The organism is Exobacillus caeni (assembly GCF_005747095.1).
In the GTDB taxonomy this organism is placed as follows: Bacteria; Bacillota; Bacilli; order Bacillales; family Guptibacillaceae; genus Exobacillus; species Exobacillus caeni.
On sequence record NZ_SWLG01000002.1, the window covers coordinates 157,171 to 183,865 of the forward strand.

At 41.0% G+C, this 26,695-nt stretch carries 26 protein-coding genes and 1 pseudogene; 25 read left to right on the forward strand and 2 right to left on the reverse strand.

The window, feature by feature from the left end; all coding sequences use genetic code 11:
- The first annotated feature begins 23 nt into the window (after nt 1-23).
- From FCL54_RS04160 to FCL54_RS04220, 13 genes are all read left to right on the forward strand, one after another.
- The gene (locus FCL54_RS04160) at nt 24-1,574 is read left to right on the forward strand and encodes an ABC transporter substrate-binding protein (RefSeq protein WP_246055129.1); all 1,551 of its coding nucleotides are present in this window, start codon (nt 24-26) and stop codon (nt 1,572-1,574) included.
- A gap of 61 nt (nt 1,575-1,635) precedes the next feature.
- Nucleotides 1,636-2,550 (forward strand): ABC transporter permease, encoded by a 915-nt coding sequence (locus FCL54_RS04165; RefSeq protein ID WP_138123525.1) that lies wholly within the window; start codon nt 1,636-1,638, stop codon nt 2,548-2,550.
- Nucleotides 2,551-2,567: 17 nt separating this feature from the next.
- On the forward strand, nt 2,568-3,488 hold the full coding sequence (locus tag FCL54_RS04170) for an ABC transporter permease (protein WP_138123582.1): 921 nt from the start codon (nt 2,568-2,570) through the stop codon (nt 3,486-3,488).
- 27 nt (nt 3,489-3,515) lie between these two features.
- Nucleotides 3,516-4,478: an ABC transporter ATP-binding protein gene (locus FCL54_RS04175; RefSeq protein ID WP_138123527.1), complete on the forward strand. Its 963-nt coding sequence runs from the start codon at nt 3,516-3,518 to the stop codon at nt 4,476-4,478.
- A 15-nt stretch (nt 4,479-4,493) separates the two neighbouring features.
- Nucleotides 4,494-5,486: an ABC transporter ATP-binding protein gene (locus tag FCL54_RS04180; protein WP_138123529.1), complete on the forward strand. Its 993-nt coding sequence runs from the start codon at nt 4,494-4,496 to the stop codon at nt 5,484-5,486.
- 297 nt (nt 5,487-5,783) lie between these two features.
- On the forward strand, nt 5,784-7,082 hold the full coding sequence (locus tag FCL54_RS04185) for an amidohydrolase (RefSeq protein WP_138123531.1): 1,299 nt from the start codon (nt 5,784-5,786) through the stop codon (nt 7,080-7,082).
- Nucleotides 7,075-8,322 carry a M20 family metallo-hydrolase gene (locus tag FCL54_RS04190; RefSeq protein ID WP_138123533.1) on the forward strand — a complete coding sequence of 416 codons (1,248 nt, stop codon included), beginning with the start codon at nt 7,075-7,077 and terminating at the stop codon, nt 8,320-8,322. Before FCL54_RS04185 ends, FCL54_RS04190 begins: the two co-directional genes overlap by 8 nt.
- A gap of 89 nt (nt 8,323-8,411) precedes the next feature.
- The gene (locus tag FCL54_RS04195) at nt 8,412-9,836 is read left to right on the forward strand and encodes a M20 family metallopeptidase (RefSeq protein WP_138123535.1); all 1,425 of its coding nucleotides are present in this window, start codon (nt 8,412-8,414) and stop codon (nt 9,834-9,836) included.
- Nucleotides 9,837-9,875: 39 nt separating this feature from the next.
- Nucleotides 9,876-11,396, forward strand: a complete 1,521-nt coding sequence (locus FCL54_RS04200; protein ID WP_138123538.1) for an AbgT family transporter — start codon at nt 9,876-9,878, stop codon at nt 11,394-11,396.
- 24 nt (nt 11,397-11,420) lie between these two features.
- Nucleotides 11,421-12,698: a M20 family metallo-hydrolase gene (locus tag FCL54_RS04205; protein WP_138123540.1), complete on the forward strand. Its 1,278-nt coding sequence runs from the start codon at nt 11,421-11,423 to the stop codon at nt 12,696-12,698.
- A 153-nt stretch (nt 12,699-12,851) separates the two neighbouring features.
- The gene (locus FCL54_RS04210; protein WP_138123542.1) at nt 12,852-13,244 is read left to right on the forward strand and encodes a hypothetical protein; all 393 of its coding nucleotides are present in this window, start codon (nt 12,852-12,854) and stop codon (nt 13,242-13,244) included.
- The gene (gene yidC / locus FCL54_RS04215; RefSeq protein WP_138123544.1) at nt 13,174-13,902 is read left to right on the forward strand and encodes a membrane protein insertase YidC; all 729 of its coding nucleotides are present in this window, start codon (nt 13,174-13,176) and stop codon (nt 13,900-13,902) included. Before FCL54_RS04210 ends, yidC begins: the two co-directional genes overlap by 71 nt.
- 208 nt (nt 13,903-14,110) lie before the next feature.
- A complete protein-coding gene (locus FCL54_RS04220) occupies nt 14,111-14,476 on the forward strand; it encodes a hypothetical protein (protein WP_171016675.1) in 366 nt (121 codons plus the stop codon).
- A 233-nt stretch (nt 14,477-14,709) separates the two neighbouring features.
- Here FCL54_RS04220 and FCL54_RS04225 read toward each other — a convergent pair whose 3' ends face one another.
- Both FCL54_RS04225 and FCL54_RS04230 read right to left on the reverse strand, forming a co-directional pair.
- Nucleotides 14,710-15,609, reverse strand: coding sequence for an NUDIX domain-containing protein (locus FCL54_RS04225; RefSeq protein WP_210238517.1), 900 nt, complete (start codon nt 15,607-15,609; stop codon nt 14,710-14,712).
- A 189-nt stretch (nt 15,610-15,798) separates the two neighbouring features.
- Complete coding sequence (locus tag FCL54_RS04230) at nt 15,799-16,581, reverse strand: inositol monophosphatase family protein (protein ID WP_138123548.1); 783 nt, start codon at nt 16,579-16,581, stop codon at nt 15,799-15,801.
- A gap of 195 nt (nt 16,582-16,776) precedes the next feature.
- Between FCL54_RS04230 and FCL54_RS04235 the strand changes: the two genes are divergently transcribed.
- From FCL54_RS04235 to FCL54_RS04295, 12 genes and pseudogenes are all read left to right on the forward strand, one after another.
- Nucleotides 16,777-17,238: a PTS sugar transporter subunit IIA gene (locus FCL54_RS04235; protein WP_171016676.1), complete on the forward strand. Its 462-nt coding sequence runs from the start codon at nt 16,777-16,779 to the stop codon at nt 17,236-17,238.
- A gap of 5 nt (nt 17,239-17,243) precedes the next feature.
- A complete protein-coding gene (locus FCL54_RS04240; protein ID WP_138123552.1) occupies nt 17,244-17,525 on the forward strand; it encodes a PTS sugar transporter subunit IIB in 282 nt (93 codons plus the stop codon).
- 19 nt (nt 17,526-17,544) lie between these two features.
- Nucleotides 17,545-18,897 (forward strand): PTS galactitol transporter subunit IIC, encoded by a 1,353-nt coding sequence (locus FCL54_RS04245; protein ID WP_138123554.1) that lies wholly within the window; start codon nt 17,545-17,547, stop codon nt 18,895-18,897.
- Nucleotides 18,898-18,954: 57 nt separating this feature from the next.
- A pseudogene (locus FCL54_RS24320) lies at nt 18,955-19,338 on the forward strand (class II aldolase/adducin family protein).
- A gap of 354 nt (nt 19,339-19,692) precedes the next feature.
- Nucleotides 19,693-20,043: a bh protein gene (locus FCL54_RS04260; RefSeq protein ID WP_138123560.1), complete on the forward strand. Its 351-nt coding sequence runs from the start codon at nt 19,693-19,695 to the stop codon at nt 20,041-20,043.
- 42 nt (nt 20,044-20,085) lie between these two features.
- Entirely contained in the window at nt 20,086-20,352 is a 267-nt protein-coding gene (locus tag FCL54_RS04265) for a phosphocarrier protein HPr (RefSeq protein ID WP_138123562.1), read from the forward strand.
- A 203-nt stretch (nt 20,353-20,555) separates the two neighbouring features.
- Nucleotides 20,556-21,539 carry a pyruvate dehydrogenase (acetyl-transferring) E1 component subunit alpha gene (gene pdhA, locus FCL54_RS04270; protein WP_138123564.1) on the forward strand — a complete coding sequence of 328 codons (984 nt, stop codon included), beginning with the start codon at nt 20,556-20,558 and terminating at the stop codon, nt 21,537-21,539.
- Between the two features lie 13 nt (nt 21,540-21,552).
- Nucleotides 21,553-22,536, forward strand: coding sequence for an alpha-ketoacid dehydrogenase subunit beta (locus FCL54_RS04275; protein ID WP_138123566.1), 984 nt, complete (start codon nt 21,553-21,555; stop codon nt 22,534-22,536).
- A 14-nt stretch (nt 22,537-22,550) separates the two neighbouring features.
- Nucleotides 22,551-23,900, forward strand: coding sequence for a dihydrolipoamide acetyltransferase family protein (locus tag FCL54_RS04280; protein WP_138123568.1), 1,350 nt, complete (start codon nt 22,551-22,553; stop codon nt 23,898-23,900).
- A 12-nt stretch (nt 23,901-23,912) separates the two neighbouring features.
- Nucleotides 23,913-25,310 carry a dihydrolipoyl dehydrogenase gene (gene lpdA, locus FCL54_RS04285; RefSeq protein ID WP_138123570.1) on the forward strand — a complete coding sequence of 466 codons (1,398 nt, stop codon included), beginning with the start codon at nt 23,913-23,915 and terminating at the stop codon, nt 25,308-25,310.
- 51 nt (nt 25,311-25,361) lie between these two features.
- On the forward strand, nt 25,362-26,315 hold the full coding sequence (locus FCL54_RS04290) for a sugar-binding transcriptional regulator (RefSeq protein ID WP_138123572.1): 954 nt from the start codon (nt 25,362-25,364) through the stop codon (nt 26,313-26,315).
- 262 nt (nt 26,316-26,577) lie between these two features.
- Nucleotides 26,578-26,695: PTS glucitol/sorbitol transporter subunit IIC (locus tag FCL54_RS04295; RefSeq protein ID WP_281281347.1), on the forward strand; the 118-nt coding region annotated here is incomplete at its 3' end.

Genomic DNA, 26,695 nt, shown 5'->3' on the forward strand with positions numbered 1-26,695 from the left:
AATAAAAAAGGGGGAAATGAAGATTGAAGAAATTATTGACATTTGGTTTGTTGTTTGTCCTGGTGTTTAGTCTCGTTGCCTGCAGTTCTAATTCTTCTACATCAGGGGATGAGGGTAGTGTAGAGAAAAAGACCGAAGATGATAAAGAATTGGTTATTGCAACTGGAGCAGATATGGTTACGTTTGATATCCACGATCATAATACAACCTCTACAGAAGCTATTCATGTAAATATGTTTAATTATCTTGTGAAAAGAGGAGAAGATGGTTTCGACCCTGACCTGGCTGAAAGTTGGGAAAACGTAGATGATAACACCTGGAAATTTAAGCTGCGCGAGGGAGTAAAGTTTCATAACGGTGAAGAATTAACTGCCGATGATGTAAAGTTTACGCTTGAAAGGGTAGCGAACGATAACAAACTTTTAGAACATGGAAACTACAGTCAGATTAAAGAAGTAAAAGTGATCAATGATCTTGAGTTTGAAATTATTACACATCAGCCAGAACCGGCATTGTTGAATCGTTTGTCCCGTCTGGGATCTGGAATCTTGCCTTCCAAGTACATTGAAGAGGAAGGCTGGGATAAGTTCCTTGAAAATCCCGTTGGAACTGGTCCATATAAATTTGTGGAATGGAAAAAAGATGATCGAGTTGTAATAGAAGCTAATTCTGATTATTTTGGTGAAGCGCCAAAATGGAACAAAGTTACGTTCCGAGCTATACCAGAAGATTCTACACGTGTATCTGAATTGCTAACAGGAGGGGTCGACATTGCGACGAACCTGCCACCTAGTGATTGGGAACGAGTAAAAGATAACGAAGCTACCGAAGTAGCACAGGGTCCGACACAGCGTGTCATGATGTTAGTACTTCGCCAAACAGAAGGGCATGCAACTTCAGATCCGAAAGTCAGAGAAGCGATTGACCTGGCGATTGACAAACAGGCCATTCTTGACAGTTTGATGGAAGGTTCTGGAACGGTTACGCGAACTCGTGTTACTCCAGGAAACACAGGAGCTAATGAAGATCTGTATGGTAAGACATTATATGATCCTGAAAAGGCAAAGCAATTATTAAAAGAAGCAGGGTACGGCGATGGACTTGAACTGAAGTTAAGTGCACCAAACGGTCGTTACCTTAAAGACAAGGAATCTGCGGAACTTATCCAGGCGATGCTTGGAGAAGTTGGAATTGATTTAAAATTGGAATTTCTGGAGTGGAGTTCTTTTGCAGATAAGTATGCGAGTAAGTCATTCGACGATATGTTCCTGATCGGATATGGCAACTCGATGTTTGATGCAGCACTGGCATTAGATAGACTTTCAAGTAAACAAGCAGAAGGAGAAACCGATTATAACAATCCAGAGGTTGATAAACTGCTGGAAGAAGCAATGAGCAATATGAATGCTGAAGAGAGAGCCAAACAGTACCAGAAGGCTCAAGAAATTATAGCGGAAGAACGCCCGCAAATTTATCTCTACCAGCTGGATGCTGTTTATGGTGTTAATAAAGGATTGAACTTCGAGCCCCGACTTGATGAAATGCTATACGTAGATGATATCACAGTGAAATAATTGAGGTTGGCAGAAAGGATCTCTTTAAGGGGTCCTTTCTGAATATGAAGGAGGGGGACCAATGAAATTTTTAATCAAGAATATCCTTAGGATCATTCCTGTTCTATTCATCATCTCGCTAATTGTGTTCCTGCTAGTAAGAGTGACCGGGGACCCGGTATCTTTGATGTTACCGGAAACAGCAACAGATGCGGAAAGGGCTCAACTGCGTGAATCTTTAGGATTGAATGATCCATTATACATTCAATATTTTACTTACTTAGGAGACCTAATCACAGGTGACTTCGGTGAGTCGTTCCGTTATAACCAGCCTGCGTTAGGCTTAGTGTTAGAAAGGTTACCTGCCAGTTTTGGGCTTGCTTTTGCCTCAATGCTAGTAGCAACTCTTATATCGATTCCGCTTGGCATATTGTCAGCGATTAAACGAAATTCTTTTATCGATCTATTTATAACAGGCGGAGCAGTGTTAGGGAAAGCGATGCCAAACTTTTGGTTGGGTATTATGCTGATTTTACTCTTCTCTGTACAGCTTAATATCTTTCCGGTATCAGGTACCGGCTCACTCATGCACTTCGTATTGCCCGCCATCACCCTCGGAACAGCCATCGCAGCTGAGATGACGAGGCTAATACGCTCGAGCATGTTAGAAATTCTTGGTCAAGAGTACATTCGAACAGCGCGTAGTAAGGGACTTCTTGAAGCGGTAGTTGTTAACAAACACGGTTTTCGAAATGCGTTAATTCCTGTTGTGACGATAATGGCACTTCAAACGGCTACGTTGATCGGGGGAACCTTGATTACTGAAACAGTTTTTTCATGGCCCGGCATGGGGCAGCTTTTGATTCAGGCTGTCAACCTGCGTGATATGGCAGTAGTGCAGGCGGCTACATTCATCATTGCCCTTCTCGTTATTATTAGTAATTTATTAGCAGATCTTGCTTATCGATACCTTGATCCAAGAATCAAATACGATTAAAGGGGGGATCAATGCGTATGTTTTCAAGGATAGAAGTGAAAAAAGAGTTAACTTTAGAAGAAACGAAAACGGATAAAAAAGCTTATTCCTTAAAATGGTTGAAGGTATTATTAAATAGTAAAACAGGTACGCTTGGATTGATTATTGTGGTCTTCATGGTACTGATGGCAATTTTAGCTAATGTGATTGCACCGCATGATCCGGCACAGACCGATGTTGTTAACAGGCTGGTCCCACCGGTATGGGCTGAAGGTGGAAATCCTGATTATATTTTAGGAACAGATAATCTGGGGCGTGACATATTGAGCCGGATTATCGTAGGTTCACGTGTTTCCTTGCTGGTAGGGATCAGTGCAGTTTTCTTAGCGGGTGCAATCGGCCTGGTTTTAGGGCTTATATCTGGGTATTACGGGGGATTTTTCGACCGGGTGATCATGAGGACAGTCGACGCTTTTCTTGCGATCCCTAATATTCTGTTTATGCTCATTGTGCTTGCAGTTATCGGTCCAAGTCTAATGACACTCATTTTTGTTTTGGGAGCGACCACATGGGTGATGTATGCGCGGATGGTACGAGGAGAAACGCTCAGTATAAAGGAGCGGGATTATGTTCGATCAGCAAGAGCGGTTGGAGCAAAAGACATCAGGATTATTTCAAGATACATTTTGCCCAATATCATTTCATCATTCATCGTTATTGCGACCTTAAATGTAGCGACCACCATAATTCTTGAATCTTCACTCAGCTTCCTTGGATTAGGTATACAGCCACCTGATGTATCCTGGGGGTTAATGCTGAGTGATGGAAGAGAATACCTTGCAACAAGTTGGTGGGTCGCAACCTTCCCGGGAGTAGCAATCACGATTACGGTTCTGGGTATCATCTTCCTCGGAGATTGGCTGAGAGATGTACTGGATCCAAAAACAAAAACAAATTAGGTGCCTTTATGGAAGTGAGGGATTAACATGTCGACTTCATTGTTGCAGATAGATGATTTGAAAGTTCAGTTTAAAACAGGAGAGGGCGTTGTCCCTTCTGTAAACGGAGTGACATTTTCGGTAAATGAAGGTGAAACGGTAGCTGTAGTAGGTGAATCCGGATGCGGAAAGAGTATTACATCTCTTTCTATACTTGGGCTAGTTCCTTCTCCTGGAGAGATATCGGGCGGCACAATCAAGTTTGGCGGGAAAGATCTTTTGAAAATTAAAAAAAGGGAACTGAGGAAGCTGAGAGGCAATGACATCTCGATGATATTCCAGGAACCGATGACTTCTTTGAACCCTGTTTTTAGCATAGGAAATCAAATCGGAGAAGTGTTGAGGCTGCATCAAAAGCTCGATAAAAAACAAGCATTAAACAAGGCAGTGGAAATGCTTGATCTTGTTGGAATTCCGGATGCCGAAAAAGTCGTTAGCCGCTTCCCGCATCAGTTATCAGGTGGCATGAGGCAAAGGGTAATGATAGCGATGGCACTAGCATGTAATCCGAAATTGCTAATCGCAGATGAGCCAACTACTGCTCTTGATGTTACTATTCAAGCACAGATCCTCGAACTTATAAAAAAGCTAAAAACAGATTTCAACACTGGTGTCATCATGATTACTCACGACCTTGGAGTTGTTGCGGAGGTCGCTGACAGAGTTGTTGTCATGTATGCAGGGGAAGTTGTTGAAGAAGCTCCGGTTAATGAATTGTTTGCTAACCCGAAGCATCCATATACGAAAGGTTTGCTTAGTTCTATTCCTAACGTGGACCAGGTTGTAGAAGAACTTGGAACCATTGAAGGATCAGTACCGAATCCGTTAAACCTGCCTAAAGGCTGTAAGTTTAACCCCAGGTGTCCCCTGGCGACTGAAAGATGCCGGAAAGAAAGTCCTGTACTTGAAGAAGTTGGACCAGCGCACCAAAAACGCTGCTTTAACGTATAGAAGGGAGGAGCATTTATGACTCAAGTGAAAGAGAAGAAGAAAACGCTGTTAAAAGTAACGGGATTGAAGAAGCATTTTCCTGTTACAAAAGGTTTTATTAAAAAGGAAACGATTCCTTTAAAAGCAGTCGATGGAATTGACCTTGAAATATTTGAAGGTGAAACATTGGGAATTGTGGGAGAATCCGGTTGCGGGAAGTCAACAACCGGACAGATGATGCTAGGGCTTCTCCCGCCGACAGAAGGAACAGTAACATTTGAGGGTAAAGATTTAACATCACTGTCAAAAGAAGAACTTCGAAGATTAAGAAAAGACCTTCAAGTGATTTTTCAGGACCCTTTCTCCTCTCTTAATCCAAGGATGACGATTGAGCAATTAATCGGGGAACCGTTAAAGATCCATGGCGTGATGCAGGGGAAGCAACTGCGCAATGAAGTTATTCGCTTGTTAAAGACTGTCGGCCTTGGCGAACACCATCTTAAACGGCATCCTCACGAATTTAGCGGTGGCCAGCGCCAGCGAATCGGAATTGCCAGAGCACTTGCTCTAAAGCCAAAAATCATAATCTGTGATGAGCCAGTATCTGCACTTGATGTTTCGATTCAGGCCCAAATTCTTAATCTGTTAAGAAAACTGCAAAAGGAATTTAAACTGACCTATGTCTTTATTGCACACGGCCTTCCAGCTGTCCGCCATATTAGTGATCGGGTAGCCGTTATGTATCTTGGAAAAGTAGTGGAAGTAGCTGATCGAGATTCCCTTTTTGAAAAGCCAATTCATCCGTATACAGAAGCACTTTTATCAGCTATCCCTATTCCTGATCCGACGAAAAGGAAAGAACATAAATTATTAGAGGGGGACTTGCCGAATCCATCTAACCCACCTTCCGGATGCCGCTTTCATACCCGGTGTCCATATGCACAGGAAGTTTGTAAAATGAAGGACCCTGAGTTGACGGAATACCATGAAGGACACAAAGCTGCCTGCCATTTCCCGTTGCAGCAATAATAGGGCTTAATCATTCAGCGCTTGTCATTTTAGACTGGCGCTTATTTTCTGGTGTTGAAATTTTCCTGTATTTGAATTTTCGAATAATTAGTGTATAATTTAATTAAGGAAAGTAAATGGCAATTTTCCGAAAAATGGTATGCATAGAGCTGGTTGTTTTTACTTCCTTCACAATTAGCCAGCCTATCCATAGAGGAAAATTGGAATTAAAGACAATGATAGCGTTATCTAAGGTTAATAACTAGCTTTAATCCAGCCAGCAATTCAATTTTAAAACAAAATGAGGAGAGGCTTTGAATGACCAGTAATTTTGTCAAAGAACTAACTCCCCAATTGATCGAATGGAGACGTACTTTACACGCCCTTCCTGAATTGGGATTTATGGAATATATAACGACATACAGAATCGGAAAAGAACTGGAAGAGATGGGATTCACTATTCATGTCGGAAAAGATGCACTAGAGAAAAACTCTCGCCTGGGCCTACCGAATGAAGCAGCTATAACAGCACATGAGGAAAAGGCTGCCGAATGGGGAGTGGAAGAACCATGGCTTGAAAAGATGAGAGGCGGGAATACCGGTCTCGTTGCAACATGGGATACTGCCAAACAGGGAGATCATGTTGGATTTCGCTTCGATATAGATGCGTTGCCGATAAATGAAGCAACTGAAGAAACGCATTTACCTTCAAAGAATGGATTTGTTTCAGGCGAAGCGAACGTGATGCATGCATGTGCTCATGATGGACATGCTACAATCGGGCTTGGTGTAGCTAAGTTTATATCATCTAACAGTGACAATCTTAAAGGTCGATTTACGCTTCTGTTCCAGCCGGCTGAAGAAGGAGGTCGTGGTGCGAGAGCAATGACTGATAAAGGTTGGCTGGATGATGTGGATTATTTTTATTCAGGTCATATCGGCATCCACTCTATGCCGGTTGGTACGATAGCAGCAACAACAAAAGGATTTTTAGCCTCGATCAAATTCGATGTAACGTTTAAAGGCGTTTCCTCACATGCTGGAATGCATCCGGAACTTGGGAAGAATGCATTGTTGGCAGCAACAACAGCCGCAAACAATTTGTATGGAATTCCGCGTCATTATGATGGGGTAACACGAGTGAACGTCGGAAGGCTTACTGCCGGAAGCGGGAGAAATATTATTCCGGAAGACAGCTATATGGAGATTGAAGTTCGGGGAGAGACACAGGATATCGGTGATTATATGGCTGAGAAAGCCAAAAGGATTATCAAAGCGGCAGCAGACATGCATGATGTTTCCTGCACGATTGAGCCAGTAGGTGTTACCGAGGTGCTTGTCTGTGATGAGGAACTGATTCCTAAGATTCAAGAATGGTGTGAATCAAGTGAGTTTGTAAAAGAAGTACTTCCTTCAGTACCTGTTTCCGGATCAGAAGATGCAAGCTTAATGATGAATCGGGTTCAGGAGCATGGCGGCAAAGCAACTTATATGTTGTTTGGTACAAAACTTGATTACCCTCACCATCATCCACAGTTCGATTATGAGGAAGACGTGTTATCAGTTGCAGTCGATACGTTTGTAAGTATTATAAAAGGCGGGTCTTCTGATGTCTGATATCAAACCCTGGCTGGAAAAGAGTTTACTAGCTCTAAATACTACCAATACAATGGATGTAGCTGAGGGATTTACAAGATTGAGTTTTTCTCCAGAAGAAAAGGCGTCGCATGCCCAGTTTCTTGAAATTTCTCGGGACCTGGGACTTCAAACACATCAAGATAAAGCGGGCAACCAGTGGGCCATCTGGGAGGTCGATCAAGCAGTTCCAACAGTTGCGGTCGGCTCCCATCTTGATACTGTAACTAGCGGTGGGGGTTATGATGGAGTAGCCGGACTGCTGAGTGGTTTGGCAGCGGTCAAGGAATTGAAGGACAAGCAATTCCTCCCGAAAAAGAATATCGCTATCATTTGTTTCGTTTCCGAAGAATCAGCACGATTTGGTGTTTCGACGATCGGCAGTAAAGCGCTGGCAGGAATACTAGACAAAGAGGAAACAGGCTTAGTCGCTGACAAGGATGGTATTACAATCAAAAAAGCGGTTGAGGAATTTGGTGTAGAATGGGAGGGCATAGATGAGGCTGAGCTACCAGCTGAATCATTGGATTGCTTTCTTGAACTGCATATTGAACAGGGTACTCAGATTGAAGAAAATAAGGCAGATATCGGCATTGTAAAAGGAATTGCTTGCCCTGTAAGACTTAAGGTCACTGTAAAAGGAATGGCTAACCATACAGGAACAACACCGATGCATAACCGTAAAGATAGTTTTGTAGCGATTGCTCCTCTCGTTAACTTTGTTAGTGACAGAGCAAAGCAAATTAGTGAAGTAAATAAGGATCCTCTTGTTGCAACTGTTAGTACGTTTGAGCTAAAGCCAAATGTTATGAATGTCATCCCGGGTGAAGTCGAACTGGGGATTGATATACGAAGCGTTGATGATTCTAGTAAACGCCAATTCGCAGTTGAAATAAAGGAGTATTGCCGAAGAGTTGTGAAAGAACAGAAGGTTGAAATCATTGTTTCCACCCTGGTTGATAATGATTCGATTTTACTTGATACCGGTATGCAGAAAAAACTTGCTGACGTTTGTGATGACCTTGGTTTGAAGAAACATTTTATGAACAGCGGGGCTGGTCATGACGTCATGAATATATCAGCTAAATGGCCATCTGGATTAATTTTTATCCCTTGTAGAGCAGGAATATCCCATCATCCGGATGAATTTGCTTCGATTGAAGATATGGCAAAAGGCGTACAGGTGATCAGTGGTTTTTTACAAAGAGAGACAGCAAATTAGTATAACCTTTGGAATCGTAGTGATTTCCTGCCTTAATAGGTGAATTTTTATATAGAATTATTTAAATATTTTGAATTAGGAGGGATTTTATGGCAGTCAACTTTGTAAAAGAGTACCTGGAAGATAGCAAAAAAGCTTTTGAGAAAATTAGCGAATATATTTACAGTCATCCAGAAACTAGATTTGAGGAATATTCCTCCGCTGAATTTTTAGTTGCAGAGTGTGAAAAAGCAGGGTTTGAGGTTCAACGAAACGCAGGAAATATCGAAACGGCCTTTGTTGCGACATATGGAAGTGGATCCCCTGTAATCGGCTTCCTTGGAGAATTCGATGCACTGTCCGGTTTAGGGCAAGAGCCAAATCAAACATCGTACATACCGACAGATAAAAACGTAGGCCACGGATGCGGGCATAACCTGTTGGGAACAGGAGCTTTTGCTGCTGCATGCGCCACCAAAAAGTTTTTAGAAGAAAACGATTTGCCGGGTACTGTAAAGTTCTTTGGCTGTCCAGGTGAAGAAGGCGGATCTGGAAAAACTTTCATGGTTAGAGAGGGTGTTTTTGATGGGGTAGACGTTGCACTAACCTGGCATCCATCCCCTGGAAACAGCATCATGAGTCTCTCAAGTCTAGCAAACTATCAGGTGTATTTTAGGTTTAAAGGATTGTCATCTCATGCCGCGAATTCTCCGCACCTTGGGAGGAGTGCACTTGATGCGGTTGAGCTGATGAATGTAGGGGTCAACTACCTTCGTGAGCACGTTATTCCAGAAGCTAGAATGCATTATGCGATCACGAACACAGGCGGGATTTCTCCCAACGTCGTTCAATCAGATGCCGAGGTACTTTATTTAATCCGATCACCGAAAGTAAAGCAGGTTGATGAAATTTATAAACGGGTTTGTAAAATAGCTGAAGGTGCAGCATTGATGACGGAAACAGAACTCACAATTGAATTCGACAAAGCATGTTCTAATTATATTCCTAACCGCAGTTTAGAAAAGTTACTACAAGAGAGTCTGGTGGACGCCGGGGTAAAAAAACCGACTGAAAATGAAATCGCTTTCGCAGAAAAACTCTGGTCAACGTTATCAGAAGGAGAAAAAGAAAGTTATCTTGATATTTTAAAAGGGTTTGGCTACAGAGGGCATGGAAGCGAGTTTGAAGGAAAATACCTTGCTGAATCCATCTCGCCGTATGAACCAACCGAGGAAGTTCTTTCGGGATCTACTGATGTAGCGGATGTAAGCTGGGTAGTGCCAACAGCACAATTAACAACATCAACTTCAGCACTTGGAACACCACTTCATACCTGGCAAATGACGACCCAGGGTATTAGCAGTTATGCACATAAAGGGATGTTGCGAGCGGCTGAAGCAATGGCGCTTACTGCTGTTAGAATGGTGACTAACAAGGAGGACCTGGAATCAGTTAAGCAGGAATTCAATGAATTTAAAAAAGAAAATCCTTATGCATGCCCAATTCCTGAAAATGTTAAGCCGTCAAAACTATAGAAACAACTATTTCTAAAAACAAAACATAAGGGGGATACCATGGAAAATTCGAAGAAAAATAAGGGGATTGCGCAAAAATTTCTAAACGGGATAGAAATCGCCGGTAACAAGCTTCCAGATCCGTTTATATTATTTGCCTCTCTGGCTGTACTGGTTATCATTGTCTCGGCTATCTTCAATGCCTTCGGTGCTTCAGTAATACACCCTGGTACAGGGGAAGAACTTCAAGTTAAGAGTCTTGCATCCGGAGAGGGACTACAGTATATCTTAACGTCTATGCTCGATAACTTTACAGGGTTCGCACCACTTGGTCTGGTACTGGCAATGATGCTTGGTATCGGGCTTGCGGAGAAAGTAGGACTTCTCGATTATGCAATTAAGAAAACGATACTAAAATCGCCGCCAGCGTTAATTACTTACACTGTCGTTTTTGTTGGTATTATGGGTAACATTGCATCCGATGCAGCGATGGTTCTTGTACCGCCGCTCGCAGCAATGGTGTTTTACAAAGTTGGGCGAAACCCGATCGCTGGCTTAGCGGCAGGGTATGCTGCAGCCGGTGCTGGATTTACCGCAAACCTTTTGATCGCTGGAACCGATGCCTTGCTTGCGGGAATTTCAACGGAAGCAGCCCAGATCATCGATGAGAACTTTGTTGTTACGCCAGTAGATAACTGGTATTTCAATATCGTTTCTGTATTTATACTAACAATCGTCGGTGGCCTTGTGACCAACAAATTTATAGAACCTCGTCTTGGAAAGTATAAAGGAGAAGAGATAGAGGAAGCTGTAACGGAAGACCCCCCTAACGCAGGGAAGGGCTTGCGAAATTCGGTTATCGCAGGTCTCGTATACTGGGCGATTATTATAGTTGTAATCTTTTTACCGGATAGCCCTTTGCGTAATGAACAGGGAGGCATCGTACCTTCTCCGTTCCTGTCCGGTATTGTACCGATCATTCTCTTCTTCTTTATCATCATCGGTGTTGCTTACGGTATGACAGTTGGAAACATCAAGTCTAGTAGAGATGTAGCCAAATATATGGCTGATGCGATGAAAGATATGGCAAGTTATATTGTTCTAATCTTTGCAATCGCGCAGTTTATCGCATATTTCAGCTGGTCTAATATTGCGACATGGATTGCGGTGAATGGAGCAGAGTTCCTAAAAGACATCGAATTTACAGGCATAGGATTAATCATTGGTTACATTATTTTTACTGCATTAATGAACTTCCTGATTACTTCGGGTTCAGCAAAATGGGCGCTCGAAGCTCCAGTTTTCGTACCAATGTTCATGCAGCTTGGCTATCACCCTGCCTTTACGCAGGTAGCATACCGGGTTGCCGATTCGTCTACCAATATTGTCACACCATTGATGCCGTATATGGTTATCGCTCTGTCATTCATGCAAAAGTATGATAAGAAGGCAGGCATTGGGACATTCATCTCTCTAATGCTCCCTTACTCAGTATGTTTCCTACTAACCTGGATTGTATTGATTTTAATCTTCTTCTTCTTTGGACTTCCGTTTGGACCGGGAATCACTCCATATTTATAATTTTAAAGTGAGGAGGAATAGATATTGAATAAATTAGAAGAAAAGTTAATTAAATGGAGGCGTGATTTTCACCGTTATCCTGAAACGGGCTTTCTAGAAATGCGTACAGCTTCTATTGTCGCGTCCATTCTCGAAGATCTTGGATTTCAGCTGCAAGTGGGAAAGCAGGTTATGGACCCGGATTATTGTATGGGAAAGCCGGGTGAGGAGGAGACCGAAGCACATTATAAATGGGCACTTGAACATGGAGCGAATAAGGATTATATTGAACATTTTTCAGAAGGCTATACAGGAATTGTAGCAACTATGGATTCCGGAAAAGAAGGTCCGACGATTGCCTTCCGAGTTGATATGGATGCATTGGATATCCATGAATCAGAAGCAGATAACCATGTTCCAAAAAAAGAAGGGTTCAGGTCAACGCTTCCAAACAAGATGCATGCCTGCGCTCACGATGGACATACAACAATCGGCCTTGGACTAGCGACGTTGATTTCCGAAAAAAAGAATAGCCTGAAGGGGAAAGTTAAGTTGATATTCCAACCGGCAGAGGAAGGGACTCGTGGTGCACGGTCAATGGCGGAAGCAAAAGTTGTCGATGATGTTGATTACTTTATTGCGACGCATCTGGGTACGGGTGTTCCTGATAGACACTTTGTGGCATCGAATAATGGCTTCCTGGCAACTACAAAGCTGGATGTTACATTTAAAGGGGAAGCCTCCCATGCGGGTGGAAAACCTGAAGAAGGGAGAAATGCTCTTCTCGCGGCGGCATCTGCAGCCTTGAACATCTATGCAGTGCCACGTCATTCAGAAGGTTCAACCCGAATAAATGTGGGCGAATTGCATGCAGGATCTGGACGAAATATTATTGCTGACCGAGCTTCTCTAAAGGTGGAGACACGAGGAGAGAACAGTGAGATCAATGAATACGTTAAGTCTCAGGTTGAAGCAGTTATTGCCGGATCTGCTCAAATGTACAAAGTAGACTACGAGATTAAGACTGTAGGGGAAGGTGTGAGCTCCCGGGGTTCAAAAGAATTGGCAGAAATTTTGCGGGCATGTGCAGAAGAATCTTCTTATATTGAAAAAAGTATACTTGAAGATAACTCGCCAGCCGGCTCTGAAGATGCCACCTTTTTCATGGAACACGTCAAACAAAACGGCGGACAAGCAACCTACTGTATCTTTGGAACAGAACTTGCAGCCGGACACCACAATGAGAAGTTTGATATTAATGAAGAAACATTGCAGACAGCAGTCAACGTGCTGTTTAATTCAATCGGAAAGTTAAAGGAATAAGATTGGTTATATTGGTGCCAGGCACCGCAAATGGACAAATGTCCACGAGCGGTGCCTGGCACCATTTTATATTTTTGAATAAAAATTAAATGAAACCTATCATTTTGCCATCCGTAAAATAATAGAGATTGGTTTATCGGAGGTGAAATTTGCATGATAGAATCCTTTTTAGATGTTTCGTTAATTTCTCCACAATACTTTTTGATTTTATCAGTCCTTTTAGGTGCTGCATTTTTTTTAACATGGAGTTACATACATTGTAATAAAAATATAGAAGTTCTATTTCTGAAGGAACGTGCAAATACCTCTCTGGCAAACTGCATTGTGATAGCTATCTTGCACTTAGCATTTAATAACATCCAACAATGGATAACCGTTTTAATAAAGAGAAAAGAAAGTCCAGCCAGTGATCCGGACGATGATCATAATCTCCTCCTTCTATTAAATAAAGAGAGAATTTTTAAGGAGGAGAATAATGAAAAGATTTTTAATATCTATTTTATTAATAACAACGGTGATATTGCTCAGTGGCTGCAGTACGAATGAAGAAGTACTACATGTTGCATTTGTAGATCCATTTACTAATCTAATTGATTGGCTTGCCGTTAAGCTTTCAGGAAGCTTTGGGCTCGCAATTGTAGCGATAACTGTTATAATTCGCCTTATCCTGTTGCCTTTAATGGTGAAGCAGCAAAAAGAACAGAGAAAACTGCAGGAAAAGATGAAAGTTTTAAAGCCAGAGCTTGAAAAGATCCAAAAGGAAATGAAGACGGAAAAAGATAAAGGGAGACAGCAAGCCTTGCAAAAAGACATGATGTCTTTGTATCAGAAACATGGAGTGAATCCTCTTGGTGTGGGATGCCTGCCGCTTATCATCCAAACACCGATTTTAATGGGCTTTTATTTTGCGATTAAGAACTCAGAGAAGATTGCATCGCACAGCTTTCTCTGGTTTAATCTTGGTTCACCGGATATACTTTTGGCTGTATTAGCTGGAGCTGTTTATTTTTTTCAGTTTAAAATTCAGCAGTCATTGTCACCTGTTAATCAGCAAAAGGCAAATAAATCAATGCAGCTAGTTGGCTATCTATCCCCCTTGATGATTCTTACTTTTTCGCTTAGCGCCCCTTCTGCATTACCGGTTTATTGGTCGGTGAGTGGACTGTTTCTCATATTGCAAACTATAATTGTAAAAAAGATATAATAATGAAAGGTCCAACTGAAATGATAAGTTGGACCTTTTTGCACATGAGTTTCAAAAAGTAGAAGGGTTTAAACTAGTAAGACTTGAAATTATTTCCTATATGAAATGGATGGAAAAAATAACAGTTGAAAACTAACACTTGGCAAATCATTAAACCGCGGTTATGAAAGATGTTTTCCAAAACAATGAAGGTAAGGGAAGTTTTTTTATGAACTTATATTTTATTCGTAAGTTATTAGCTATTTTACTAGTGATTCTATTTTTTAATATATATTTTAATGTTTTTACTGATATACGGTTTACTAATATAGGAGAATTAGTAGAACCAGCATTTCTTATCGTTGTAGTGGTTTACGGAATATCGCTTTCAATTATCGCTGACACGGTACCAAAGAATCCAAAAGCAAGGGGTGTTAATTCCTTTTTTATTCATTTTCTTGGTGCCCTTCCCTGGGTTATCATTGGATTTTATGGATTTATTGGCCTGTATGCATTTCCAATTGTCCTGGTGTTTTTCATTGCAGATGAACTTAGTTTACTTTTTATTAAAATTTTATCGAGGGTATTAAATTAAAGGTAATCAAGGAAGGTGCAAGCCTTGTTCCTGTTTATTCAATTGAGAGGCTTAGATCAGAGCTAGCGCCTCCTTACATCTTGTATATAATCAAACGTTTGATTAAGCACCATGTTCTGGGAGTGATCCCTAAGGCAACAATTGGTGTTCCAGGGCTCGGTTTTAATCGGGTTTTAAATCGCGCCTTTTTATTCATACTAAACTAGTCGAGAAAAGGGAAGCTTAAATAACAATTACCTTAATGCCCTTACACCTTCTTTCTGAAAATCGATTACATCCAATATTCTTTGTTTTTGTGATTCAGCCATTGGTAACTCAGTTGCTTTCTCGAGCTTTATCCATTTGTACGCTGTTGATTCATCGTCAATCCTGGGATTGCCGCTTTTGATCGTGCCTTTATAAAGAATTGCAAATTCTTGACGCACTTCACCATCAGAATAGGCAATGATATGCTCGGGGTTTGTATAAGTTCCGATAAAGTCTGTTACTTCTACGGTGTATCCGAGTTCTTCCTGTACTTCTCTTATAGCGCAGGTTTTTAAGTCTTCTCCAATCTCTAACGTTCCTCCGGGCATTGTCCATTTTCCGCTATCCCGTCGTTCTAAAAGTAAAATCTCTTCATTCTCATTTACTATTCCCACTGCTGCGGCAGGTCTGATTGAATTTACAGCTGGTGCATCATTTTTATTAGTAAAATCCAGGCGTGTTGTTTTAATTTTAGTATTCAACCAGTCGTTAACAATTTTTGAGACTTCGATCTCCTGTTTATCATTTCCTGAAGGTGATTTAACAAATAAGATTGTGGTACCTGGCTTAGACTTTTGCGCATAATGAAAGCCGGGAGGTATTTTATAAAAATCTCCTTTTTTAAATCGATATTCTGTGCCTGTTTCTACTTCCAGGTATTCTGTCATGCCACTGATCACATATATATACTCATTGGCTTGTGTGTGATAATGAGGAGCTTCATGGGTGAAATCATTATAAGAAGAAATACCAATTTCTAAGTTGCTACCTTCAATATGTTTTAGTTTCTGGGGTCTATCTAATTGGCCAACTAAGTACTGCCTGTTAGTACTAGCTAAAGCTGATTCTATTTCCTTATTTCCTATCATAGTGATTTTAGGTTGCATCATTTCCCTCCATGTAAAAAAAGTAGTGGCTTCCATAAGGAGTTCTTGCTGGCTGTTATTCCTAGTATTATCCATATAAAAAGCAAGTAGCCACTTAATCAAACGTTTGATTAAGTGGTGATTTGTTATTGCATCTAAACAAGGAACTCGACATATTCAACAAAAAGAAGGATCCCGGTTAAATGGATTTTATTTGTATGTATCATGAATTAAGTCATCAAGCTTGTGAAAGATTGCATGGTTTCCAGCCAATACATAATATCCTCTCTCTTTAGGGACTGCTCTCGTTCTACCGCCTGCTTCTTCAATCATAAGCCTGCCTGCTGCGAAGTCCCATTCATGTAATCCAAATTCCCAGAACCCATCAAATCTACCAGCTGCAACCTGGCAAAGATCAAGAGCTGCACTACCGGTACGACGGACCCCTCTAATCTTTGTAACGATATTTACAAAGTGATCAAGGTTATTCTCAGGATTGGTGGCTCGGTCATAGGGAAATCCGGTTCCTACTAAAGCCTGATGCAATTCATTCCGGTTCGATACAGCTAAACTTCTGTCATTCACATAAGCTCCTTGACCTTTTACAGCTAAATACAAATCATTTAATTTAGGGGCATATACCACGCCGATAATCGTTTCTCCGTTATATTTAACTCCGACTGAGATACAAAAGAAAGGGAATCCGTGAGCATAGTTTGTTGTGCCGTCTATCGGATCGATCACCCATTGGTACCCTTCCGATCCTTCATGGCTTCCGGTTTCTTCTGACAAAATACTATGGGTGGGATAGGTTGACTGTATCTTATCGATTAAGTATTTTTCTGTCCAGATATCCACTTCTGTTACAAGGTCAATTGCCGCGCTTTTTTCTGAAAACGATACTGTTTTTTCGAGTTTAGCTACCTGTTCCTTTCCTGCTTCAATAATCCAGGATTTAATCGAATTAATAATAGTTTTCCACTCTTTATTCATGTGTATCTCCTTTCAAGATTTTTTACAATTATACAGGAAATGTTGCTTTTTTCCACTTTATTGTCCAGTATAACGCATTAAAAAGTATTACAAAATTTAAAAATTATCTGAAAAATACATTGAAATGACTGGAAATTAGGTTTATGATGTTTATAAATGTTCCGCATAAGAACAAATGTAAAGGAGGTGGGATTATTGGAAGCTATTACTCGTTATATAGCAACATTTAAACAAATGGAAGTTGTAACAAGAGAGGAGGCGATTGATGGACTTTCTGTTGTATTAAATGAAAGCGGTTACGTAAAAGAAACCTTTTTAAGTGCTGTGCTTGAAAGAGAGAAGGTTCATCCAACCGGATTACCGGCTGCAGTAGGTGTTGCCATTCCGCATACCGATACAGAACATGTCTTGAAACCGGCATTAGCTGTTGGTGTATTAGAAAATCCAGTTCCTTTTCAAGTGATGGGAAATCCTGAAGAAAATGTGGAGGTGAAGATCGTTTTCCTATTAGCGATGAAAGAGCCACAAGCCCAACTCGATCTTCTGCAAAAACTGATGGGGCTTCTTCAAAATGAGGAACTTTTAATTCAGTTGAGTAAAAGTGAAAATCTAGAACAGGCAAAAAAAATATTTTCTACCATACCAATCGGGGAGTGATTAAGATGTCAAAAAAAATAGCTGTCATTTGTGGAACAGGAGCAGCAACGTCAACGATTATTATGAACAAGTTAACGAAGTTTTTAGAAGAAAAACAAATTAAGGCGAGGACAACACAGTCAAATGTTAATGCAATTGCAAATAGCTATGAGGATTATGACTTGATTGTATCTACTACCCATGTCCCCAATTCCGTTACGACAAAGGTTATCAATGCTGTACCGATTTTGACTGGGATCGGAGCGGACAAAGTCTACGATGAAATTGAAAAAGAACTTAATTCTTAAAATATAAGGGGAGGTTCTTATGGATATCTTAGAATATATCGTTGGGCTCGGCCCATCAGTTATGCTTCCAATTATTATTTTCCTTTTTGGCTTGCTTGTGAAAGCCAAGCCAAGTACGGCTTTTCGTTCTGGACTTATAGTTGGTATTGGATTTGTTGGAATTAACCTGGTGATCGGGCTTCTTGTTAATAGTCTTGGACCTGCAGCTAAGGATATGGTTTCTAGACTAGGTGTAGAGCTAAGTATTATTGATGTTGGCTGGCCAGCGACCTCAGCGATTTCCTTCGGTTCTACTGTGGGTGCACTTGCAATTCCGATCGGCCTTGGAGTTAACGTGGCAATGCTCTTTTTTGGCTTAACGAAGACTTTGAATGTCGATCTCTGGAATCTATGGCATATAGCATTTACAGGTGCTCTTGTTTCTATATTGACTGGCAGTATAACAATGGGAATTGTGACAGCACTTGTCCACACGATCATTATTCTTGTTCTTGCTGATTTAACAGCAAAGCATGTGCAGGAGTATTATGGTTATCCAAACGTCTCTTTTCCACATGGGACTTCAACTCCATATTATTTGATTGCACTCCCTATGAATAAGGTTTTCGATAGTATACCAGGTATCAAAAATATTAAAGCTGACCCGGATACGATTCAAAAGCGACTCGGTGTTTTTGGGGAACCGATGGTGCTAGGCTTGATTCTTGGAGCATTTATTGGAGTTTTAGCAGGATGGAATGTTCAGGAAACATTGACGCTCGGCGTTCAAATGGCAACAGTTATGTTGCTACTTCCAAGAGTCACCTCCATTTTAATGGAAGGATTGATGCCTATTTCTGAGGCGGCCGGTGACCTTGTGAAAAAACGTTTGCCTGAACGTGACCTATATATCGGTATGGATTCAGCACTTGCTGTTGGACACCCGGCTGTAATCGCTTCTACATTATTATTGATTCCGATAGTGTTGGGGATCGCGGCATTTTTGCCCGGGAACAAAGTCCTTCCATTCGCAGACCTTGTAACGATACCATTTATTATTTGCTTAATGGTTCCAGTTTTTAGAGGGAACGTATTTCGAACAGTAGTGACAGGTGCAGTCGCTATTGGAATAGGTTTATGGATTGCAACGTATATTTCTCCATTTTTCACATCTGCAGCAAAAAATGCTGGATTTCAGTTCCCTGAGGGCGCGAGCCAGATCTCATCTTTAGTTGATGGAGCGGTACCTACGACAGCTATTATGATTTTTGCAAGTAAACTCGGCTATGTTGGTTTAGTAGGTATCGGAATTATCTTTTTAGCTATTGCATCTTACCAAAAGAAAAAAGCTGCAAGAGCTGAAAAAGAGTCTAGTGAAGAGTTTACCGCTTAAGAGGTGGATTAGAATGCTTGAGGGACTTAAAGAAAGAGTGAACACACTGGTCTGATTATAATGAAACCAAGTGGTATGCCTTATTCTGAGATGAAACCTGAAGACATGCTTGTATTAACAGATGATGGAAAAGTTATAGAGGGGGAGCATACCCCTTCTGTAGACACAGCTGCTCACCTTTACATTTACAAACAAAGACCGGAGATAAGAGGAATTGTCCATACGCATTCTAATTATGCAACAAGTTTCGCTGCACTAGGGCAGGAAATCCCTCCTATTGTGACATCAGTTTCCGATATGTTTTGAGGTCCGGTGTCTGTTGGGCCCTATGTAGCAGTTGGCAGTGAAGCGATCGGTAAGGCTATTGTTGAAAACATATGCAGCTCAACCGCAATCTTAATGAAACATCATGGGGTTTTTACAGTCGGTGTAACACCGTAATCTGCTTTCAAATCGGCAGTAGTTATAGAAGACGTTGCTAAGACTATTCATCTGGCATTCCTAAGAGGAAAACCTGATCAGTTATCTGAAAAACAGATAAAAATGGCAAATGAGTTTAACCAATTTGAATATGGGCAAAAGTAACATAAGATTGCAAAGGTATAGGGAAGTACCTTTGCAGTCTTATTTTTTCAGAAAAATATGGTATAATTAAAGAACAAATGTTATACAATGTAACTAATGTAATTCTTACGAGACTAACGCATCTTTGATATCAAGCGAGGTCTTCCACTGTTCTTTTTTTAATTGAAAAACGAGTGTAATTGGAAAAAGGATTTAAGGAGAGGAAGCAAAATGAAAAAGAATGAAATGGATTTCGATCTTTTTTGTTTACATTGTAAGGAAGAAGTAGACCACCATTTCACTTATATAAATGACGAAATTTCGAAAGTGCAATGTACCCAGTGTGGTCACGTATTGGAATTTAAAGTTGATTTGATGAAAGAATTTTCTCGTGAGCTTTATGAAAAAATCGCAAGGAAACCACATCGTTTAACCGAGGAATATAAGGAAGACTTCAGTAAGTTTTTATTTTCTATGCCCATAAGAATTGTGAAAAAGCCTTATGCAGTTTATAAATATATAAAAGATACAAAAGAGGTCTTTAGTGATTATCACAAAAAAGACGACAAAAAAGAAAGCTGACATATTAAGTTAGCAAATTTTAAGGTAGAGGGGAATTTAGAAATGGCAGAAAAAGTATTTCATATCACAGCAGATTCAGGCCTTCATGCTCGCCCAGCAAGTATGTTGGTGCAAGCGGCAAGCAAGTTTACTTCTGAAATCAACCTGGAGTATAAAGACAAAACAGTAAACTTGAAATCGATTATGGGTGTTATGTCTCTTGGAATTCCAAGTGGATCGGACGTAAAAGTGACCGCTCAGGGAGATGACGAAGAAGAAGCGATTTCTTCCATTGCTGAAACAATGGAAAAAGAGGGACTTGCTGAATAAAAAAAGATAACTAAAGCCTGCAAAGATTCATTCTTTGCAGGCTTTTTTATTTTGGTTTCAAACTCTGTGGAAGGGTTAGCAGGTGTGAAAATTTCATCTATAAATGTAAAAATAGTTGTTTATCTCTTGACGAAAAATTCTAAAAACAGTATGATGTTTACAAAAGTAACAAGTAAGAACAAATGTAAAGAGGAGGAAAGAAAGTGGAAAAAACTCTTACCCTACCATCACATATTACTACGGAAAAATTAAAGGATCTTTATAAGCAAATGTGGCTTATTCGCTATTTCGATGAAAAGGTTGACCAATTTTTTGCAAAAGGAATGATTCATGGTACGACTCATTTATGTGTCGGCCAGGAAGCTTCGGCAGCAGGAGCAATTGCTGCATTACAAGATAAAGACAAAATAACCAGTACCCATCGTGGTCACGGACATTGTATTGCTAAAGGAGCAGAAACTGATCGTATGATGGCTGAACTGTTTGGGCGTGAAACAGGTTATTGTAAAGGAAAAGGCGGTTCGATGCATATTGCGGACCTTGAAAAAGGGAATCTTGGAGCGAACGGAATCGTAGGAGGAGGAATACCGCTTGCTGTAGGCGCGGCCTTAACTTCTAAAATGAAGAAAGAAGGATATGTCGTTCTTTGTTTCTTTGGAGACGGGGCAAGTAATGAAGGTAGCTTCCACGAATCCTTAAATCTCGCTTCTGTTTGGGATCTTCCTGTTGTATTCGTTTGCGAAAACAATCAGTACGGAATGTCGGGACCGGTTAAAGAAATGGTGAATATCGAAAATATCGCTGAACGTGCGGGTAGCTATGGAATACCTGGTAAAGCAGTCGATGGAAACGACATGGTAGAGATCATCAATACGGTTTATGATGCAGTGGAAAATGCCCGGAGCGGAAACGGTCCATCTCTTATTGAAATGAAAACATATCGCTGGAAGGGCCATTCAAAGAGTGATGCCAAAAAGTACCGTACTCGTGAAGAGGAAAAAGAGTGGAGAGAAAAAGATCCAATCCAGAGGTTCAAAGAAGTACTAATCGAAGAGGACATTTTGACAGAAGAACAGGCAAAGAACCTCCAGGAAGAGGCAAAGCAAGAAATTGACGATGCCGTTAAATTTGCAGAAAACAGTCCAGAACCATCTACCGATACATTATTAGAAGATGTCTATGCATAAGGAGGACTTGAAAATGAGGGAGATTACTTATTTAGAAGCTGTTAGGGAAGCGATGAGCCAGGAAATGAGGAAAAATGACGATGTGTTTATTCTTGGCGAAGATATTGGTGTTTATGGAGGAGCATTTGGAGTAACCCGCGGAATGATAGAGGAGTTCGGTCCTGAGCGGATTCGCAATACCCCTATCTCTGAAGCCGCTATCGCAGGAGGAGCGGTTGGTGCTGCACTAACTGGAATGCGCCCGATACTTGAGCTTCAGTTCTCTGATTTTATTACCATTGCAATGGATCAGATCGTCAACCAGGCTGCCAAGCTTCGCTATATGTATGGCGGGAAAGGTAGTGTGCCGATGGTGCTTCGCACACCAGCTGGTTCTGGTACCGGTGCAGCCGCTCAACACTCTCAGAGTCTTGAGGCATGGGTTGCCCACATTCCAGGGTTAAAAGTAGTCCAGCCATCAACGGCTTATGATGCAAAAGGATTACTTAAAGCAGCGATTGATGATGAGAATCCTGTTATCTTTTATGAACATAAGCTTCTTTATAAAACAAAAGGAGACGTACCTGAAGAACAATATTCTATCCCGATCGGAAAAGCGGATATTAAACGGGAAGGGAAAGATGTCACTGTCGTGGCAACTTCCATTATGGTACACAAAGCACTTGAAGCGGCTGAAGAACTTGAAAAAGAAGGAATCGATGTAGAAGTAATCGATCCTCGCACTCTGGTACCGCTTGATGAGGAAACCATTGTTAACTCTGTGAAAAAGACTGGCCGACTTATCGTGGTCCATGAAGCTGTAAAACGCGGAGGTTTCGGTGGTGAAATCGCAAGTGTTATCGCAGAGAGTGAAGCATTTGATTATCTGGATTCGCCGATCAAGCGTTTAGGAGGATTGCCGATCCCGATCCCGTATAATCCAAACCTGGAAAAAGCTGCCGTACCACAGGTGCCAGATATTATAGATGCAGTGAAAGAAACGGTCCGTTTTAAATAGGAAGGGGGATAACGATGGCAATAGAAATATTCATGCCCAAATTAAGCAGTACGATGGAAGTTGGAACCCTTCTTCAATGGTTCAAGGAGGAAGGCGATCCAGTGGAAATCGGTGAGCCTTTGTTTGAAATAATGACTGACAAAATCAACATCGAAGTGGAAGCATATGAAGAAGGAACATTACTAAAAAAGTATTATGAACCGGATGAAGAAATTCCAGTTAATCAAGTGATCGGCTTTATTGGAGAAGAAAGTGAAGAGGTTCCTTCAAGTTCTCCAGGTTTATCTTCAGATTCTTCTTCTGACGTTGATGACTCGGAAGACACGAGGGAAGGTGCTGAAGAAAATGTTGCTTCTCAACCTTCTGGAGAAGTGGATGTGGAACAAAATGAAAAAGTTCGCGCAACACCTGCAGCAAGGAGAGTAGCAAGAGAAAGAGATCTGCAACTTTCAGCAGTGGCAGGAAGTGGTCCAAAAGGAAGAGTCCACGAAAAGGATGTTGTTCATTACTCTGAAGAAAACCAGGGGAAGAAAATAACTCCACTGGCTAAAAAGGTTGCCGAGAATGAACAAGTTTCAGTAGATAATTTAACTGGAACGGGTGCAAACGGTAAAATAGTTAAAGATGATGTTACTGATGCCATCCAGAGTGCAACTGGTTCAGCTAACACTTCTTCGCCGAAGAAGAAAAAGCTTGCCGGAATGCGTAAAGTGATTGCTGACCGAATGCAAGAAAGCGTTAATACTGCTCCTCATGTTACGCTAACTAGTGATATAGACATGACAAAAGTTAAAGAGTTACGCTCTCAACTTCTTCCCACGATCGAAAAGCAGACTGGTCTTCGTTTGTCTTATACTGAAGTGATCGCAAAAGCAGTGGGTGTCGCCCTGTCACGTTTCCCTTCTGTGAATGCTTCGTTAATTAATAATGAAATCATTTATAACGAAGAAGTGAATGTAGGGCTGGCAGTTGCAGTTGAAGACGGCTTGATGGTTCCTGTGCTTAAAAAGGTTAATTCCAAAGGCTTATCTACTTTAACGAAAGAAGCAAAAGACATTGCCAGACGTGCAAGAGAACAGAAGCTTCAATCTGATGAACTAAAAGGAGCGACATTTACAGTTAGCAACCTTGGTATGTATGCGATCGATGCATTCACGCCAATTATTAACTTGCCAGAAACAGCAATCCTAGGAATAGGGCGGATCCAGGATAAACCTGTTGTCGTTGATCAAACTGTCGAAGTGCGACCAATGATGGCTGTGAGTCTTTCTTTTGATCATCGGGCGGTAGATGGTGCACCAGCAGCTGCATTTTTGACAGAAGTGAAACGAATTCTTGAGAACCCATTTGAATTATTGGCATAAAGGAGGGCAGGTATGACTAAAACTTATGATTTAACAGTTATCGGCGGAGGTCCAGGAGGTTACGTGGCAGCTTTACAGGCAGCAAATCTTGGTAAGAGAGTATCCCTAGTAGAGGCAGATTTTCTTGGAGGGACATGCTTAAACAGGGGGTGTATCCCTTCTAAAACACTTTTGAAACATGCTGAAGTGATCGAATCAATTGAAAAAGCAAAAGACTGGGGTATCGAAACCGGTGAGCTTACCCTTTCATTTGATAAAATGAAAAAAAGAAAAGACGATGTTATTCAACGTTTGCGTGGCGGGATTTCCTTTTTAATGAAGCAGGGGAAAATCGATGTCTATCATGGTTTTGGAACGATTGAACATAACAATGCCGTTAAAATCGAATCACCAGAACAAAAGGAGACCATTCATGCGGAAAAGATTATTGTTGCTACCGGCTCAACGCCTGCCATTCCTCCGATAGAAGGGCTCGGTGACATACAGTACGATACAAGTGACACTATCTTTGATATTTCTAAAATACCTGATTCCATTACGATTCTTGGCGGTGGTGTCATCGGGGTTGAATTTGCATGCATTTTTGCCAGTTTGCAGTCGGAGGTAACTGTGATCGAAATGGCGGATCGAATCGTGCCAAATGAAGATCCTGATGCAGCAAAGGTTCTTTTAAAAGAACTAAAGAAAAAAGGTGTTCGGGTTCTTACTAATACGAAAGTGGAGCGAGTAGAGGAGTCAGGAAGCAAAAAACTTATCTCCTGTACTGATAAAGGCGGGAACAACCGTGCTGTGGAAACAGAATCTCTTCTTGTAAGTGTTGGAAGAAAACCTAATCTGTCTGCAGTACAGAATATTGATCTTGAACAGGATGGACCTTTCTTAAAAGTAAATAATAAGATGGAAACTAGCCAACCAGGAATATATGCGATAGGAGATGTTGTTGGCGGATATCAGCTTGCCCATGTTGCAAGTGCGGAAGGAATCGTAGCGGCAAATAACGCTTGCGGAGAAGAGGAGGAGATTGACTATAAAGTCGTTCCACGGTGTATTTATACATTGCCAGAGATTGCAGGTGTTGGTTTAACCGAACAAGAGGCAAAAGACAAAGGGATAGCAATTAAAACGGAACGGTTCGATTTAGCCGGGAATGGAAAGGCTATTTCAGTAGGAGAGACATCTGGATTTTCAAAGATTATTTATGAAGAGAAGTATGGAGAAATACTTGGTGTAGTATTAGTAGGACCGCATGTTACGGAGATGATTTCAGAAGCATCGGCCTTTATTTTCCTTGAAGGGACTATTGAGGAAGCGGCAAAAATGATACATCCTCATCCAACTGTCTCAGAGGCTTTTTATGAAAATGCCTCATCCATCTATCAGAAGATAAAACGGCAGGGTGTTCTCGTTTAGAGGGTTGCTTGCTATAATAGAAAAAGCAATGTAAATAGAGGCGGGGATAGCATGTTGGATTGGGAAGAACGGCGGCAGTTGGTCAAAGTGGCGAATCTATACTATTTTGAAGGATTAACACAAAGTCAGGTAGCAAGTAAAATTGGTGTTTCAAGGCCGATTGTTTCAAAGTTACTTCAAAAAGCAAAAGACGTAGGGATCGTTGAAATATACATCAAAGATGAAAGTGCCCATACAGTCGAATTAGAACAACGAATGGAAGATAGATTTGGCTTAAAGGATGTCATTGTGGTACCTACTGCAGGATATTCTGCTGAAAGAAGTAAGAGAGCAGTAGCTCGTGCAGGTGCATATTTTCTTTCAAAAAACTTGAAAGAAGTTAAAAAGTTAGGGATTTCCTGGGGGACAACCCTTGCCCAGTTAGTAGAAGAATACCCATTTAGCAAACATGAGGATATTAAGATCGTTCCACTTGAGGGTGGAATGGGCAGGCAGTATGTTGAAATTCATGCAAATCAACTGGCTTACGAGATGGCAAAAAAGTTTAATGGAAAATGTTCTTATCTGTATGCGCCGGCTATAGTGGAAACTGAAGAGCTTAAAGAACGTTTAATGGACATGGAAGATATTAAAGCGGTTCTTGAAGAAGGGAAGCAGGTGGACAAGGCACTTATCGGAATTGGCAATCCTCATGAAAATTCCACGCTCAAAAAGATCGGCTATCTACAGGATGAGGATATCGACCATTTGCGAGAAACGGGAGCAGTGGGGGATATCGGCTTTCGTTTCTTTGATGAAAACGGAAACCCGATCAAAGATTCTTTAAACGACAAAGTCATCGGGATTCCATTGGAAGGCCTAAAAGAAATAAAGGAAGTTATTTGTGTGGTGGAAGGAACCCACAAACTAGAAAGTATTCGGGGAGCTTTGGAAGGAAGCTATCTCGATGTGTTAGTCATCGATGAACCAACTGCATCCCGGCTTTTGGGGATAAAAGGTAAATAAGCTTTTTTGATCATGCTAAATGTCCTGCAGCATGGTCTTTTTTTATGATATCCAGGCTATTTTGGTTAAATTATGAGTGAAAAAGAACTAAATATTATTTGACAGTTTAGTTAATTTAGATTATTCTTAACACATATAAACATATGTTACTAACTAGAACAAATGTCACATGAGGGGTATTTTGGCACTGAAGTTAGCATATGTTTCTTATTTGCTTCAAAATGAAAGCGCTTAATTAAAAGGGGAAAGGGGAGAATGAAAAATGGAATGGATTCAATGGTTTGGTGAACACTTTATCGGCATGTTCAACGCAGGCGGAGAAGTGTTCATGGGTCTGGTGACGGGAATCGTCCCGACGCTTGTCGTGTTGCTGACATTCA

Coding starts and splice junctions, on each gene's coding strand:
- FCL54_RS04165 (WP_138123525.1), top strand. CDS start 1,636: ATGAAATTTTTAATCAAGAATATCCTTAGGATCATTCCTGTTCTATTC.
- FCL54_RS04170 (WP_138123582.1), top strand. CDS start 2,568: ATGTTTTCAAGGATAGAAGTGAAAAAAGAGTTAACTTTAGAAGAAACG.
- FCL54_RS04175 (WP_138123527.1), top strand. CDS start 3,516: ATGTCGACTTCATTGTTGCAGATAGATGATTTGAAAGTTCAGTTTAAA.
- FCL54_RS04180 (WP_138123529.1), top strand. CDS start 4,494: ATGACTCAAGTGAAAGAGAAGAAGAAAACGCTGTTAAAAGTAACGGGA.
- FCL54_RS04185 (WP_138123531.1), top strand. CDS start 5,784: ATGACCAGTAATTTTGTCAAAGAACTAACTCCCCAATTGATCGAATGG.
- FCL54_RS04190 (WP_138123533.1), top strand. CDS start 7,075: ATGTCTGATATCAAACCCTGGCTGGAAAAGAGTTTACTAGCTCTAAAT.
- FCL54_RS04195 (WP_138123535.1), top strand. CDS start 8,412: ATGGCAGTCAACTTTGTAAAAGAGTACCTGGAAGATAGCAAAAAAGCT.
- FCL54_RS04200 (WP_138123538.1), top strand. CDS start 9,876: ATGGAAAATTCGAAGAAAAATAAGGGGATTGCGCAAAAATTTCTAAAC.
- FCL54_RS04210 (WP_138123542.1), top strand. CDS start 12,852: ATGATAGAATCCTTTTTAGATGTTTCGTTAATTTCTCCACAATACTTT.
- yidC (WP_138123544.1), top strand. CDS start 13,174: ATGAAAAGATTTTTAATATCTATTTTATTAATAACAACGGTGATATTG.
- FCL54_RS04220 (WP_171016675.1), top strand. CDS start 14,111: ATGAACTTATATTTTATTCGTAAGTTATTAGCTATTTTACTAGTGATT.
- FCL54_RS04225 (WP_210238517.1), bottom strand. CDS start 15,609: ATGCAACCTAAAATCACTATGATAGGAAATAAGGAAATAGAATCAGCT.
- FCL54_RS04230 (WP_138123548.1), bottom strand. CDS start 16,581: ATGAATAAAGAGTGGAAAACTATTATTAATTCGATTAAATCCTGGATT.
- FCL54_RS04240 (WP_138123552.1), top strand. CDS start 17,244: ATGTCAAAAAAAATAGCTGTCATTTGTGGAACAGGAGCAGCAACGTCA.
- FCL54_RS04245 (WP_138123554.1), top strand. CDS start 17,545: ATGGATATCTTAGAATATATCGTTGGGCTCGGCCCATCAGTTATGCTT.
- FCL54_RS04260 (WP_138123560.1), top strand. CDS start 19,693: ATGAAAAAGAATGAAATGGATTTCGATCTTTTTTGTTTACATTGTAAG.
- FCL54_RS04265 (WP_138123562.1), top strand. CDS start 20,086: ATGGCAGAAAAAGTATTTCATATCACAGCAGATTCAGGCCTTCATGCT.
- FCL54_RS04275 (WP_138123566.1), top strand. CDS start 21,553: ATGAGGGAGATTACTTATTTAGAAGCTGTTAGGGAAGCGATGAGCCAG.
- FCL54_RS04280 (WP_138123568.1), top strand. CDS start 22,551: ATGGCAATAGAAATATTCATGCCCAAATTAAGCAGTACGATGGAAGTT.
- lpdA (WP_138123570.1), top strand. CDS start 23,913: ATGACTAAAACTTATGATTTAACAGTTATCGGCGGAGGTCCAGGAGGT.
- FCL54_RS04290 (WP_138123572.1), top strand. CDS start 25,362: ATGTTGGATTGGGAAGAACGGCGGCAGTTGGTCAAAGTGGCGAATCTA.